Annotated in this window: 20 protein-coding genes; 17 read left to right on the plus strand and 3 right to left on the minus strand. The window is 58.2% G+C overall.

What is annotated here, in order from left to right:
* The first annotated feature begins 11 nt into the window (after window positions 1-11).
* The 3 genes from J0G10_RS11450 to J0G10_RS11460 are packed head-to-tail and all read left to right on the plus strand — an operon-like array spanning window position 12 to window position 2174.
* Window positions 12-974 carry a major capsid protein gene (locus J0G10_RS11450; protein ID WP_220558468.1) on the plus strand — a complete coding sequence of 321 codons (963 nt, stop codon included), beginning with the start codon at window positions 12-14 and terminating at the stop codon, window positions 972-974.
* 45 nt (window positions 975-1019) lie between these two features.
* Entirely contained in the window at window positions 1020-1613 is a 594-nt protein-coding gene (locus J0G10_RS11455; protein WP_220558469.1) for a hypothetical protein, read from the plus strand.
* Between the two features lie 57 nt (window positions 1614-1670).
* Window positions 1671-2174 carry a DnaT-like ssDNA-binding protein gene (locus J0G10_RS11460; protein ID WP_220558470.1) on the plus strand — a complete coding sequence of 168 codons (504 nt, stop codon included), beginning with the start codon at window positions 1671-1673 and terminating at the stop codon, window positions 2172-2174.
* Here J0G10_RS11460 and J0G10_RS11465 read toward each other — a convergent pair.
* Window positions 2171-2563 carry a hypothetical protein gene (locus J0G10_RS11465; protein ID WP_220558471.1) on the minus strand — a complete coding sequence of 131 codons (393 nt, stop codon included), beginning with the start codon at window positions 2561-2563 and terminating at the stop codon, window positions 2171-2173. The two genes, J0G10_RS11460 and J0G10_RS11465, sit on opposite strands and share 4 nt — an antisense overlap.
* 62 nt (window positions 2564-2625) lie before the next feature.
* On the opposite strand from J0G10_RS11465, the gene J0G10_RS11470 reads away from it, so the two are divergent.
* From J0G10_RS11470 to J0G10_RS11515, 10 genes are read left to right on the plus strand one after another with little or no spacing between them, the layout of a single operon-like run.
* Window positions 2626-2994 carry a hypothetical protein gene (locus tag J0G10_RS11470; RefSeq protein ID WP_220558472.1) on the plus strand — a complete coding sequence of 123 codons (369 nt, stop codon included), beginning with the start codon at window positions 2626-2628 and terminating at the stop codon, window positions 2992-2994.
* Complete coding sequence (locus J0G10_RS11475) at window positions 2991-3587, plus strand: hypothetical protein (protein ID WP_220558473.1); 597 nt, start codon at window positions 2991-2993, stop codon at window positions 3585-3587. The genes J0G10_RS11470 and J0G10_RS11475 overlap by 4 nt, the downstream gene beginning before the upstream one ends.
* On the plus strand, window positions 3584-4012 hold the full coding sequence (locus J0G10_RS11480; RefSeq protein ID WP_064116696.1) for a phage tail terminator-like protein: 429 nt from the start codon (window positions 3584-3586) through the stop codon (window positions 4010-4012). Before J0G10_RS11475 ends, J0G10_RS11480 begins: the two co-directional genes overlap by 4 nt.
* 39 nt (window positions 4013-4051) lie before the next feature.
* On the plus strand, window positions 4052-4711 hold the full coding sequence (locus J0G10_RS11485; RefSeq protein ID WP_220558474.1) for a phage tail protein: 660 nt from the start codon (window positions 4052-4054) through the stop codon (window positions 4709-4711).
* A 9-nt stretch (window positions 4712-4720) separates the two neighbouring features.
* Window positions 4721-5101, plus strand: a complete 381-nt coding sequence (locus J0G10_RS11490) for a phage tail assembly chaperone (protein WP_064116694.1) — start codon at window positions 4721-4723, stop codon at window positions 5099-5101.
* A 53-nt stretch (window positions 5102-5154) separates the two neighbouring features.
* The gene (locus J0G10_RS11495) at window positions 5155-5424 is read left to right on the plus strand and encodes a DUF1799 domain-containing protein (protein ID WP_180699024.1); all 270 of its coding nucleotides are present in this window, start codon (window positions 5155-5157) and stop codon (window positions 5422-5424) included.
* A 27-nt stretch (window positions 5425-5451) separates the two neighbouring features.
* The gene (locus J0G10_RS11500; protein WP_220558475.1) at window positions 5452-8502 is read left to right on the plus strand and encodes a phage tail tape measure protein; all 3051 of its coding nucleotides are present in this window, start codon (window positions 5452-5454) and stop codon (window positions 8500-8502) included.
* Window positions 8502-8840 carry a phage tail protein gene (locus J0G10_RS11505; protein WP_220558476.1) on the plus strand — a complete coding sequence of 113 codons (339 nt, stop codon included), beginning with the start codon at window positions 8502-8504 and terminating at the stop codon, window positions 8838-8840. The genes J0G10_RS11500 and J0G10_RS11505 overlap by 1 nt, the downstream gene beginning before the upstream one ends.
* Before the next feature lie 9 nt (window positions 8841-8849).
* On the plus strand, window positions 8850-9599 hold the full coding sequence (locus tag J0G10_RS11510; protein WP_220558477.1) for a phage minor tail protein L: 750 nt from the start codon (window positions 8850-8852) through the stop codon (window positions 9597-9599).
* A gap of 1 nt (window position 9600) precedes the next feature.
* A complete protein-coding gene (locus J0G10_RS11515; protein ID WP_220558478.1) occupies window positions 9601-10365 on the plus strand; it encodes a C40 family peptidase in 765 nt (254 codons plus the stop codon).
* Between the two features lie 104 nt (window positions 10366-10469).
* Here the strand turns inward: J0G10_RS11515 and J0G10_RS11520 are convergent, their stop codons facing one another.
* Window positions 10470-10715 (minus strand): hypothetical protein, encoded by a 246-nt coding sequence (locus tag J0G10_RS11520; protein ID WP_220558479.1) that lies wholly within the window; start codon window positions 10713-10715, stop codon window positions 10470-10472.
* An 85-nt stretch (window positions 10716-10800) separates the two neighbouring features.
* Window positions 10801-11151, minus strand: coding sequence for a hypothetical protein (locus J0G10_RS11525; protein WP_220558480.1), 351 nt, complete (start codon window positions 11149-11151; stop codon window positions 10801-10803).
* Window positions 11152-11656: 505 nt separating this feature from the next.
* On the opposite strand from J0G10_RS11525, the gene J0G10_RS11530 reads away from it, so the two are divergent.
* From J0G10_RS11530 to J0G10_RS11545, 4 genes are all read left to right on the plus strand, one after another.
* Window positions 11657-11878 (plus strand): hypothetical protein, encoded by a 222-nt coding sequence (locus J0G10_RS11530; protein WP_099759305.1) that lies wholly within the window; start codon window positions 11657-11659, stop codon window positions 11876-11878.
* 81 nt (window positions 11879-11959) lie between these two features.
* Window positions 11960-12286, plus strand: coding sequence for a hypothetical protein (locus tag J0G10_RS11535; RefSeq protein WP_220558481.1), 327 nt, complete (start codon window positions 11960-11962; stop codon window positions 12284-12286).
* 2 nt (window positions 12287-12288) lie between these two features.
* Window positions 12289-12633 carry a hypothetical protein gene (locus J0G10_RS11540; RefSeq protein WP_220558482.1) on the plus strand — a complete coding sequence of 115 codons (345 nt, stop codon included), beginning with the start codon at window positions 12289-12291 and terminating at the stop codon, window positions 12631-12633.
* Window positions 12634-12690: 57 nt separating this feature from the next.
* Window positions 12691-13287: a tail assembly protein gene (locus J0G10_RS11545; RefSeq protein WP_220558483.1), complete on the plus strand. Its 597-nt coding sequence runs from the start codon at window positions 12691-12693 to the stop codon at window positions 13285-13287.
* The last annotated feature ends 22 nt before the right edge of the window (window positions 13288-13309 follow it).

The following is a 13309-nucleotide window of genomic DNA, read 5'->3' on the forward strand; positions in this document are numbered from 1 at the left end:
GGGATCCACGCATGGCAACGACTGTGAACAGCGACCTGATTATCTACAACGATGAGGCGCAAACTGCATACCTGGAGCGTGTCCAGGACAACCTCGATGTGTTCAACGCATCGTCCAATGGTGCGATCGTGCTCGACAACGAGCTGATCGAAGGCGACTTCCGCAAGCGCTCGTTCTACAAGATCGGCGGTTCGCTGGAGCACCGCGACGTTAACTCCACCGGCAAGGTGACCGCGAAGAAGATCGGCACGGGCGAAGCCGTTGGCGTCAAAGCACCGTGGAAGTACGGCCCGTACCAGACCACCGAAGAAGCTTTCAAACGCCGCGGCCGACCGGTCGACGAGTTCTCGCAGATCATCGGCGCCGACGTTGCCGACGCCACTTTGGAAGGTTTCATCCAGTACGCCACTGCTGCACTGCGCGCCTCGATCAGCTCCAACACTGACATGGTGGTTTCGGCCAACATTGAAACCGACGGCAAAAAGACCCTGACCCGCGGTATGCGCAAGTTCGGTGACAAGTTCGGCCGCATCGCGCTGTGGGTCATGCACTCCAGTGCTTACTTCGACATCGTCGACGAGGCGATCGCGAACAAGGTCTACGAAGAGGCGGGTGTTGTCATCTACGGCGGCCTGCCAGGCACTCTCGGCAAGCCGGTGCTGGTCACTGACACCGCTCCGGCCGATGTGATTTTCGGCCTGCTGCCAAACGCTGTTGTGATCACAGAGTCGCAGGCGCCGGGCTTCCGTTCGTACGCGGTGAACGACGAAGAGAACCTGGGTATCGGCTACCGCGCTGAAGGCACCGTCAACATCGATGTTCTCGGCTACAGCTGGAAGGAAACCGCTGGTGGTGCGAACCCTACGCTTGCCGCTGTGGGTTCGGCTGCGAATTGGGTCAAGCATTCCAACAGCAACAAAGTGACTGCTGGCGTGCTGATCACTCTGACTACTACGCCACCAGCCGGCGGCTGATACTGGCCCTGACAGCGGCCAGCGATGGCCGCTACGGAGACTTTTATGGAACTGGTTTACTCCGCTCAGAATTCGGACTTCGATCCGGAAAAGCGGTACCGCAACCCAGCGCACTTTGATCGGCCTGAAGCGGGTGTGACACACGCAGTTGTGATCGGCGACTGGCCGAAGGTAGTCGACGCTTACGAGGCGCTCGGCGTCGAAGTCTCGGTGACGAAGCCTTTGTTCAGCGAGCCGGTTGATTTGGGTGGCGCAGCGGTCATTTCCGGCCTGGAGCAGAACAACGCTACGCTGCGCGCCGAGCGCGACGGCATTCTGCGACTGATCGAAGCCGCCGAAGGTCTGTCGGAGCTGGAACATCCGGGCGCCGGCGAACTGCCGATCCGCTTGTACGATGCGTTAAAGGCCATTCACGAAGGTGTCGTCACCCTTGAGGGGGAGCGCGATAATCTGGCGAGCGAGGTTCAATCGCTGAACGCTGATATCGAGCGCCTGAAAGCTGCGGTAAATCAGCCTGACGAAAACGCCGAGAAAATCGCCGCCCTTAAAGCGCAACTCGACGCTGCCAAAGTGCAGTATCGGGCGAACGCGTCGGTAGAATCGCTGGAAAAGGCAGTAGCTGATCTGCAGCAGGCGTAATAATCCGGGTGCCCGGCAACGCGGTGCCCGATCCAGAACACCACAGCGAGCTGATTCATGACTCTTATCATTGAGGACGGTACCGGCAAGCTAGACGCCGAAAGCTACGCATCCGCCGAGGACTTGGCTATGTACGCCGTGAAGTTCGGCGTGACCATCCCGGCAGATGTGCCAGCGCAGGAAGCGCTGCTGCGCCGGGCCGCGCTGGCAATGGACGGCATGACGTGGAAGGGGCGAAAGTCCAACAGTGAACAAGCACTGTCCTGGCCGCGCCGAGGCGTCGAGCTGGATTACGAGATCAAGCCCGACAACTACCTGCCGGCGCGAATCCAGTACGGCCAAATGGCGCTGGCCGCCGAGATCCACACCGACGACGTCGACCCGATCGAGAAGCGCAAAGGCGCGGTGACGCTGGAGCGTGTCGAAGGGGCAGTGACTCGCGAGTACGCGACGATCTCCAACACCAGCGGCCGACTGTTGCCGGCGGCGCCGGACCGGCCGAGCGCCACGCAGTTTGCTGATTACCTTCAGCGAAGAGGGTTGTTCGCTGTAAGGGCTTAGTCAGGATACTGCTCTTCCAGTTGGGAAAGCAGATGTCCAATATCTGTATTGATGCCGTAGACGCAGGAGAACCATTGTTGCGTTGCTGGGTCGGCGTTTACGCTCACAAGAATGTTGGCTGCCGCTGTGCTGACAGCTGGCTCGAAGTAAAACTCCTCGCATTCGCTGCGGGCACGTCTTTCGCCATCTACAGTGCCGGTTTTGGCGTATCGCTTGATTTCTTCCTTGAGCAATCTGAAACGCTGCTGCAATTCGTCCTTCTCTAGGCGATTGAGTCTGGGCTTGTGCAGTGCCATTAACTCGTTGGCCTGGCTGCAGAAACTGCGCATCTTGCATATCACTTCGCGGGCATGCTGCTCTTCTTTCGTCATCGTGGCTTCCTGTTCCATCAACCATGCTCTTGGAGGGACGATACTAACCGTCCCGCTTGACCTATGCATACGGAGCCCTCATGGCCTTCTACGACGAAATGGCCGTGATGGCTCTGGAGATGATCACAGAGTTCGGCCAGCCCGTGACCATCAGCAAGAAGGAGCCTGGCGAGTACGACCCTGAGACCGGTGGCGAGTCACCGGGCGTTACCATCGAGCAGGCCGCCCAAGGCATCTTGCTCGACTTCACCGGCCAAGAATTCCAGAACAACAGCCTCATCAAGCAGGGCGACAAAAAACTGAAGATCGCTGCGCAGGGGCTGGAATGGGTTCCGGATCTGCTGAACAAAGTGATCATCCAAGGACGCACCTGGTCAATTGTGCCGCCGCTGAAAGAGGTGAATCCCGCCGGGACGCCGATCCTCTACGAGTTGCAGGTGCGGTCGTGAGCAGGGCGGGCGCCGGTCAATCCGGCAGCTTCGCTCTGAGCCTTGTCGAGTTTGCCGCGCAGACAAGCGAAGCCATCGACGCGAGTGTGCGCGAGATCATCATCGAGGTCGGCAGCAGCCTGATCCGAATGTCTCCAGTGGGTAACCCGGAGATCTGGGCGCAGAACGCTGTCGCGACCGAGTACAACAAGGCCGTCGACGACCACAACAGCGCTTTGCGCAGTGACCCGGCCAACCTCACGAAGGGCGGCAGACTGAAGAAGGGCCGCAAGCTCAACGACGGCATGGACATCAAGGCGCTTGAAGGCTACGTCGGCGGCCGGTTCCGCGCGAACTGGCACATCTCCCTCGGTGTGGTCGAAAGCGTCACCTTCGACGAGGTTGACCCGAGCGGCGCCGAAACTACCGCCGCGCTGGTCGCCGCGATGAGCGATTTCACTGCCGGCCAGATGGCTTACATCATCAACAACTTGCCCTATGCGATTCCTCTGGAGTTCGGCCATTCCACTCAGGCCCCCGGCGGCATGGTCCGGGTAACCGTGGCTCGCTTTCAGCAGATCGTGCAGGAGGCCATCAGGAACAATCAGGTATGAGTCACGCACGCGCCCGTCAGGCCATCGAAACGAAGCTGGCCGCATGGTCGGCTGCGCGTCCAATACGAGTGGCCTACTCGAATCAGCCATTCACGCCAAATCCATCTGAAACCTATCTCCGGGCCTTTCAGCTTCCAGCCAGCACCACTTGCCGTTATCTCGGCGGGGACGCCTACGAATACGCCGGCGTATATCAGATTAGCATCGTCTGTCCATCTGCCCAGGCCATGGCCACCGCAGAGACGCTTGTTGAGGAGCTGACCCAACTCTTTCGCGTAGACACGCCACTGGCCCGCAACGGGTTCGATGGCCTCATCACGGAACCAGTAGATCAAGGACCAACAATCACAGAGTCGGCGACCTACACGGTCCCGGCCAGCTTCACCTACGCAGGTGTCGCAGACCAACCGCCCGCCGGGGCATAACCTACCGCCGTCAGGCGGGCACTCAAGAGGAAACACACCATGGCCGCACGCTTCCCGCTGCCGAACGGCGCTGTGCTGGAGATCGCCAGCGTTATGGGATCCGCCGTCGCTTTTACTACTTTGACCAATGCGAAACCGCCGGTCGCCGCCTCTGTAGGGCACGACATTGAAAACGGCGACGTTTTGCTGATCAACTCCGGTTGGGCGCTGATAAATGATCGCGCAGTAAAGGCGTCCGGGATTACCGCCGATGCGTTTGCGCTGGCCGGCCTCAACACCACCAACACCGACAAATTCACTGTCGGTGCAGGTTCTGGTTCAGTGATCCCGGTGTCCGGATGGACGCAAATCTCGAAAGTTACGTCCTTCACATCCTCCGGCGGTGAGCAGCAATACCAAACTGTCGGGTATCTGGAAGATGACGATGACAAGCAATTTCCAACCAACCGCAACCCGACCACGATCACCATCGTGGTGGAGGATCAGCCGACCGCTCAATACATCGAGACTGTCGAAGGCTTCGACGACACCAAAGAGCTGGCCGTTGTACGCATGAAGTTGCGTAACGGCGATCAGATCCTCTACCCGGGTTATGTGAGCATCACTCCTGATCCAACGATGGAGCGTAACAACGTGATGACGCGGACCATCAGCATCGGGCTTTCGGCTCGTTCGCTTCGTTACTTGGCCGGCGCATAAGGACTCCCCATGGCAAAGATCAGGATCGCCCAGAACCCTACGTTCAGGGCACTTGTACACATCCCTGTCGTTGGGTGTGAGCCCGAGGCAATCGAGTTCACCTTCAAGTATCGCGATCGCCCGGCACTCGCCGCGCTGTTCGACGAATGGAACCTGAAGGCGAAGGAAATGCGCGAGGGATTCGGGGAGGGCACTACATTATCGGATGTCGTTGCTGCCGAAACCGAGTATCAGGTGCAGCAGATCAAGGATCTGGTAGCGGGCTGGGGCTTCGATGACAAGTTCGACGACAAGAGCATCCTCGCCCTTGTGAAGTCATGCCAGGGTACTGCCGAAGCGGTAGTGAATGCCTATCAGAGCGCATTCAATCAGGCCCGCTTGGGAAACTGAGGGCGGCCGCCGCGGCGTTGTACGAAAGCGGACCATCTGCTGAGCAGTTGGCAATCCTCGGGCTGACGGCTGCTGATTTGTCTGGTGACGATGTAGAGGTCTGGCCATGCAACTGGCCGGCCTTTCTCTTGTTCAACCGAATGTCCACACAGTGGCGGGTCGGCACCGGTGGCCCGATCGGTCTCGATTACAACTGCATTCGCGATGTCGCCGGCTTCCTCGAAATCAAGAAAAAGAAACTCGCTGAAATCTTTCCTGACCTGCAGGTGCTGGAAGGCGAAGCCCTGCGCGTCATGGCGGAGGAAAGGGAAAACAGCCCGTAGTCACGGGCACTTATTCAAGGTGAGTCGATGAACATTGCAGAACTCGGCGTCAAGATCGACTCGGCCGATGCAATTGAGGCTAAAACGAGCCTGGATGAAATGGCGAAGGCCGGCGGCCGGGCCGAGCAGTCCGCCGTTTCGCTGATGAACGAAATGCAGGCGCTGGAGAAGTCGCTTTCTACCAACGCCAAGACCACACAGGACCTTGCCAAACAGCGCGATGCATTGGCGAAGCTGACCAAGACCGGCGCCTATGGCGAGGCTGAGGCCGCGAAGATCTCTGCGCAGCTCGACAAGCAACAGGTGGCGCTGGCCAAGTCGGCCATGGATGAACAGAAGGCGCTGAACAGCCTGCTGGGCGCCATCGATCCCGCCCGCTCCGCGCTGGCGAAGCTGGATACGCAGGTCGAGCAATTGGGCAAGCATCTGGACGCCGGCCGGATCAGCCAGGACGAGTACAACACCGCCCTGAGCAAGATCGATAAGGACTACGACAAACTCAACAGAACCACCACCGGCTTCGACAAGCTGCGCCTCGGCACTCGCCAGGCACAGGAAAACGTCGTGCAACTGGGGAATGCGCTTTCATCTGGTGACTGGGGAAGTGGCGTGCGTGCGGTTGCGCAATTGGGCGCCGGTGCCGGCGAGGGGGCCGCCGGCCTGCTCGCGATGCTGGCGCCGCTTGCGCTGGCCACCGCCGCGGTGGGTGGGCTGGCATACGCTTTCTACAAGGGCAGTGAGGAGCAGGACAGCTACAACAAATCTCTGATCCTGACCGGCAACTACGCAGGTGTGAGTGCCGGACAATTGGGCGACATGGCCCGTCAGGTCAGCGCAACCGTTGGCACCACTGGCCAAGCAGCAGCCGTGCTGGCTTTGCTGGCCGACAACGGAAAGATCGCCGGCGAGAGCTTCACCGGAATCACTCAAGCCGCTGTTTCGATGCAGGAAGCAACCGGCAAGGCCGTAAGCGAGACAGTGGCGGAGTTCGCCAAGCTCGCCGACGACCCGGTCAAAGCGTCTGCCGCGCTGAATGAGCAGTACCACTACCTCACGGCTTCGGTTTACTCGCAGATCACTGCTCTTGAGAAGCAGGGCGACCATGCCGGCGCTGTGAAGCTGGCTACCGAGTCGTTCGCTGATGCAATCAACGAGCGCACACCGCGAATCCTCGAGAATTTGAGTTTCTGGGAGAAGGGCTACAACGCCGTTGCTCGGGCTGCTGATGGATTGAAGAATATCGGGCGCAGTGATATCGGCGCCGATATCGAGCAAGCCCAGCGCGACTTGGCGAGCGCTCAGGCAGGCAATGTCGGCCTGTTCCAAAATAAACAGGAGATGATTGATCTCTACCAGAATCGTCTCAACATGCTGGAGGATCAGAAAGCAGCAGAAAGCGATATCGCTAAGTGGCAGGGCGAGCAGGCGAAAGCTCAGGGCGATGCCGTCTCCTCAATGGCGAAGGTCGACGCACGCACCAAGTCAGCATGGACGAATGAGCAGAAACGTACCGACGCGATCAATGAGTACAAGCGGCAGCTCGAAGACATCCGCAAGGTAGCGCCGAACGATCCGCGCCTGAATCAGGCCGCAATCGACAAGAACCTGGCGAACATCAATGACCAGTTCAAGGATTCGAAAGCGGCTGGTTCACAGGTCGATCTGACCGGCTTCAATAACGCCAAGAACAACTTGGCAGCCATCAGCGAAGAGTACAAAAACGCCCAGAAGGAACTGGACGCCGCGCAGAAGGCCGGACTCGTTTCTCAAGCCGACTATGCCCTGAAACGCGAAGCGTTGATCGGCAACGAGCGCGACGAGGTTACTGCGGCCTACGAGGCGGAGATTGCTGCGCTGGAAGCCGCGAAGGCGAAGAAGACCACTTCTGCCGCGCAAAGCATCCAGCTCGATCAGAAGATTGCCGACGCGCGCGCGGGAATGGTCAAAGCGCAGAAGGACGCGGATAGCCAACTCGATGTCTTGGCCACAAACGAGACCGGCCGTCTCGCCCGACAAGAGCGTTCAATCACCACCTACGTTCAGGCCTTGGCTCAGCAACAGCGAGCGCTGGAACTGGCAGGGCAGCGCGCCGTTCTCGGCGTCGGACAGGGCGATCGACAGAACGCACTCAACAATGAGCTGAATAGCCAACAGGATCGGTTCGCTCAGCAGTCGCTGGAACTGGCAAGCCAGAAATCAGATCCGTCGCGAAACATGTCGGAGGAGGAGTTCGCCCGGAAGTCGCAGGCTCTCGCCGATGCGAACAAAGCTGCCACCGATCAGATCCAGCAGAACTACGCCGATGTCGAGAAAGCTCAAGGGGACTGGACCAAGGGCGCAACGTCGGCCTGGGCTAATTACCTGGACTCGGCGAGCAATATTGCCGGCCAGACAAAGACCCTGTTCGGCAACGCTTTCAGCTCGATGGAAGACGCGGTCGTCAACTTCGCCATGACAGGGAAGCTGTCGTTTGCTGACTTCACCAAATCGATTTTGGCGGACATGGCGCGGATCGCGACTCGGCAGGCCAGCTCGGCGTTGCTGAGCAGCCTCGTCGGTGCTGCCACCAGTTACTTCACTGGCGGAGGCGGCGGTAACGGGCTCGCGGCTGGATCTGCCGGTGCAACGTCTTCGAATCTCGGCGCGTCCTCGGCAGGTTACTCCAGCACGTACTTCCCGCAGGCGCTCGGCGGTGCCTGGTCGTCGGGCGTGCAGATGTTCGCCAACGGCGGTGCCTTCACCAACAGCATCGTCAGCGCGCCGACCGCGTTCGGCATGTCCGGCGGGAGGGCGGGAGTCATGGGGGAGGCGGGGCCGGAGGCGATCATGCCGCTGACCCGGACTTCCAGCGGCAAGCTGGGTGTTCTCGCCGCCGGCGGTGGCTCCGGGACTGCAATCAGCATCAGCGCACCGGTAACGGTGGTGACGCAGGATCGAGGCTCCGAAGGCATGCAGATTGACCAGCAGGCCCTGTCGAAAAATCTCCAAACACAAATGCTCGCCGTGGCGGAAAGAGCCGTGGCCGATTCTTGGCAGCCGGGTGGTGCCAGCTTCAGACGCGCAAATGGGAGGGCCTAATGGCCATCGAGAAATTCACCTGGCCAACCGAGCGTGGGGAAGCACCCGATATCAATTATCGGGTGCGCACCTCGAAATTCGGCAACGGCTACGCGCAGAACGTCGGCGACGGACCAAATAACAAAGAGGACTCCTATCCGATCACCTGCGTCGGCCACAAGGCCAAGGTGCAGCAGATCATGGCGTTCCTCGACCGGCACGCCGGGGCGAAGGCGTTTCTCTGGACAACGCCGCTCGGCGAACTCGGACTGTTCACCTGCAAAAATCCCGCTCCCATACCAATGGGCGGCGGGGTCTTCAAACTCACTGCCACGTTCGAACGGGCATTCCAACCATAAGGGGCAATCATGCCGCTGATCAGTGACATCCAGGTGCTTGAACCTGGCAGCGAGGTGCTGCTCTTCGAATTGGACGGCACGGACTACGGTGCAGACGTTCTGCGCTTCCACGGGCATGCGATACCGCACACAGCAGCCGAGCTGATCGCCGCCGTCGACAATGCAGATCAACTGCCGGCGAAGCCGATCTACTGGCAGGGCCAGGAGTACAGCGCCTGGCCGATGCAGGTTGACGGCATTGAAGCAAACGGCGACGGCACCGCGGTTCGGCCCACTTTGTCGGTCGGTAACGTCAATGGGCGGATCACGGCGCTGTGCCTCGCGTTCGAGGATTTGCTCGAGTTCAAGCTGACGATGCGGCACACGCTCGGAAGCTACCTCGACGCGGCGAACTTCCCCGCCGGTAACCCGACGGCCGACCCAACCCAAGAGACGATCGAGGTCTGGTACATCGACCAGAAAACCAACGAGGACGGGGAGAGTGTCAGTTGGGAGCTGGCCAGCCCGGGCGACGTAGGTAACGAATCGATCGGCCGGCAGGCCACAACCCTTTGCCACTGGTGTCTCACTGGCGGCTATCGCGGGCCGAACTGCGGGTACACCGGGCCATACGTCACGAAGGATGGCGTGATCACCGACAACCCCGAACTGGACGAATGCGATGCCACGCTCGGTAAGGGCTGCATCCCGCGCTTCGGCGAAGGTAACCCGCTGCCGTTCGGTGGCTTCCCTGCTGTTTCTTTGATCGCACGGAGTTGACATGCGAAAGCACATCTTGAACGCGATCCAGGCGCACGCGGCCGCCGAGTACCCGAAAGAGTGCTGCGGGCTGCTGCTGGCCGTGGCTCGCAAGCAGCAGTACTTCCCCTGCATCAATGTCTCAACCGAGCCGAACGAGGAGTTTCGAATCGACCCGGAGGAATACGCGGCGGCCGAAGACGTCGGCGAAGTGATCGGCGTAGTTCATTCACACCCGGACGCAACCAGCAGACCTTCACCGCGTGACCTCGCCATGTGCGAAGCGACCGCGCTGCCGTGGCACATACTCAGTTGGCCGGAAGGGGATCTGAGAACGATCATGCCGTCTGGCGATGTGCCGCTGCTGAAACGGCCATTCGTGCACGGCGCCTGGGACTGCTGGCAGGTCTGCGCGGACTGGTACAGGCGCGAGTGGGGCTTGGGGTTCGAGGCCTTCAAGCGCGCTGATGGCTGGTGGGAGAGCAAGGACAACACCAGCCTGTACGAAGCGAACTACGAGGCCGCCGGCTTCTACCGCGTCGACCAGCCGCAGCGCGGCGACATGATCGTGATGGAGGTGGGGCGCACCGTTTACCCAAACCACGCCGGGATATTCCTCGGCTCTGATCCAGCGCTGCCGGGTGAGGATGCTGCAACGTTCGGCCCTGGGCCGTTCCTGCTGCACCACCTGTACGGCAGGCCGTCAGAGGTCATTGTCTTCGGCGGGCCGTGGCTGGATCGCACGCGCCTGATCCTCAGGCACAAAAATGCACAACCAACCGAATGACGCGGCGGTGCCGCTGGAGCTATTGATGAGTGAAATAGAATCGAAAAATAAGCCCGTTAGCGACTTCCCTGGTCGCGCTGACGCAGGGAAGTTGTTGGAATGGATCAGTCGTCAGATTTCGGTGACTCAACTGGGTGCAAACCTTTTATCAGCGCTCGAAGCGCCAAATGATTGCCCGATGAGCCATCAGCGTAATCTCGATCAAAAGGTAGCGCTTCCATAAGTTCCTGCGCCGCATTGCTGATTTTCGTGCGCTTCGACAAATCCAGGCTAGCAAGGGCCGTCCCAATTAGGGTGATCGCTGCGAGGGTTCCCGTCTCGAATGAACTCAGAACTTTCTTTTCACTCATTTGATGCTCCTTGCGATATCCGCGCCGAAATTGGCGCAATCCCAGTCCTTGGGCTTGCAGGCAAAGGACTGGGTGTCTCCCCTTGCTATTCCATATACCTTTCCGCGTCACGCTCCTCATAGAAATCGTTAATGTTTTGAACGTTCTTGGCAAACTGTTGCAGTAGGTGCGGATAAGAAAAGTCATCTTTGCGGCAGTACCATCGCCCGCCGGATTTCATCTGAACACTGAACTCGACGGCGTCATTTTCTTCATCCGGATTGGTATCTACCAATCGGAAGCCTAGATGCTGGATTGACTCTAGATTTTGGTATGGGCTGAGCAGGGGGGTGATGCTATTTCGAAGATCAGCTTCGCTATGCGCAGCTTCAAAAGAAATGTGACTACCATTCCCGTCGCGAACAATAACTTTAAAAAACCTTGCTTTTGTTGCCATTCCTTTGTTCCTTATTTCGATGGAGGCCAAAAGCTACTATCGAATAAAGGTCCGTGCCACTGGCATTCTATCCATGCTGGACGTCCGGACAGTAAGCACTTGATGGATTGCTCTGGTTAGGGAATGATCGTTCATTGAATTGCAGGTTGATAAAGGAGCTGTCATGCCGAGGTCGTACGAGAAAGGTCAATGGGGCGTCTACAAGGACCGTGCATCTACTGCCTTGATCGGCCTTTTGGTCGACGGGAAAGGTAGATCGATCCGCTTAGGTGAGCGCACGTATGAGGTGGTGGAAGGGGTACTGTTCTGCCCCAATGGCAAGCGCCTAGGTCATTTGGCACGCCTGGACGATAACAGCTGGGTTGTTAACTACGGTGATCATGATCTAGGTCACGTCCTCCGAGCCATGCCCGAAAATGTGTAACTTCTAAGGAAAACCGTAAGCCTTTTGGTTTCAAATTTAAAAAACGGGCGAACTAGTTGTAGTTCCACAGGAGTGACCTGCATGAAATTGATCGTAGGAGCGCTGGCGGTAGCGCTTCTGTTGGGGTGCTCCCACAAGAGGCAACCACTTGATAATCGTGACCCTTGCTTAGATTTCGGCCCCCCTGAAAGCTCAGGTTTTAAAGCCTGCTTAGATCGTCGAGCCCAAGCTCTGAAGGACCTTCTTGAGGGTACTGGTAGAAAACAGTATCAAATAGTTTTCGATGAGAAGGTCGATCCCTGACTCGAAATCACGAGCGCAACTGGAACTGGTATTGGAGCAGTAGCGCTGCGTGCTTCAGCCGATCTGCAATCGGAGTCATAAATGGAGCTGCCTCGCTTAAACGAACTCCTTTTCGAGCACAATTGCGTAGCTGCGATCAAGCTCGAAATGGTGGATTTCAAGTACAGCCTCAGCCTGACTATGTCTTCCTCGGAAGATCCAGAAATCGAGGGTGTGACGGCTATTTTTCATGATGTCAGCTCAGTGAACCTAAGCGGCTTCGGGGGCGGACTAACCCAATTCATGGACCTCGTCGTAACTCGCATCGACCGCGGTCTGGATAGAATCCGTTACGAGTTAAGGGATATCGAGGACGAAAAAATTTCGTTCTATTTCTTCACCTTCAGCGTGCGAGACCATGAGGAGTAAATATGCGGATTGTGATAGGGGCGTTAGCGGTAGCGCTGTTGGCGGGGTGCTCGTCGCCCGGAGATGTGAAGAAGAACGATCCGACCATCAGCGCATCCACCAATAAATCAGCCAAGAAGTACGCTCTGTGCGTATTCCCGAAGTGGCAGGAGCAGCGCTCGACTTCGACCATGTCTGAGACAGAGAACGGCTATCGGCTGGTCGTTGCTACTGACATGATGACCGATGAGGTGCTTGAAGTTATCAGCGCTGGAGCAGGCAGCAAAGTCGCACTGTACCAGCGGTTGCCGTGGTCAAAAATGTGGGGCCGCTCGGCACTTGAGGCAGCAGTTCGCGAGTGCCTGTAAACCGAACAATTTATCAAAACCGCCAATTGGCGGTTTTTTTTCGTCAGGAGATAACCCATGGCAGCCGCAGCAATTTCTAAACCATCGATGACCACCATCCTCCTATCTGGCCCGCTGGCAAGGCTATTCGGACGCGTGCATTATCGAGAGCTTGGCAGTAAATCCGTTGGCGAAGCGTTCCAGGCATTGAAATGCACAATCGACGGGTTTGAAGGAGCGATCAAGGATCTGGACCGGCGCGGTATGCGATTCGCGATTTTCCGAAATCGGAAAAATGTGGGCGAAAAAGATTTTGCACTCGGGGGCGCTCAGGAAATTCGAATTGTTCCAGTGATTTCAGGAAGCAAGCGCGCAGGCGTACTTCAAACAATCATCGGCGTCGTGCTGATTGCCGCATCATTTTTTGCCGGTGGTGCTGGTCCATCTCTGTTCTCGGCTGGTCTGGCAATGACTGCCGGCGGCGTGATCCAAATGCTCAGCCCCCAAGCCTCAGGCCTGAAGCAAAGTGCATCCCCTGAAAACTCACCGTCCTACGCCTTCGGCAGCGCCAAGAACACCACGGCCAGCGGCAACCCGGTACCGATCTGCATCGGCGAGCGCCGCTGGGGTGGCATGATCATCTCAGCCTCCATCCTGGCTGAGGACAAAGTGTAAAAAGTTTATGACTGAGGGGAGG

This window comes from Pseudomonas germanica, from assembly GCF_019614655.1.
Classification (GTDB): Bacteria; Pseudomonadota; Gammaproteobacteria; order Pseudomonadales; family Pseudomonadaceae; genus Aquipseudomonas; species Aquipseudomonas neuropathica.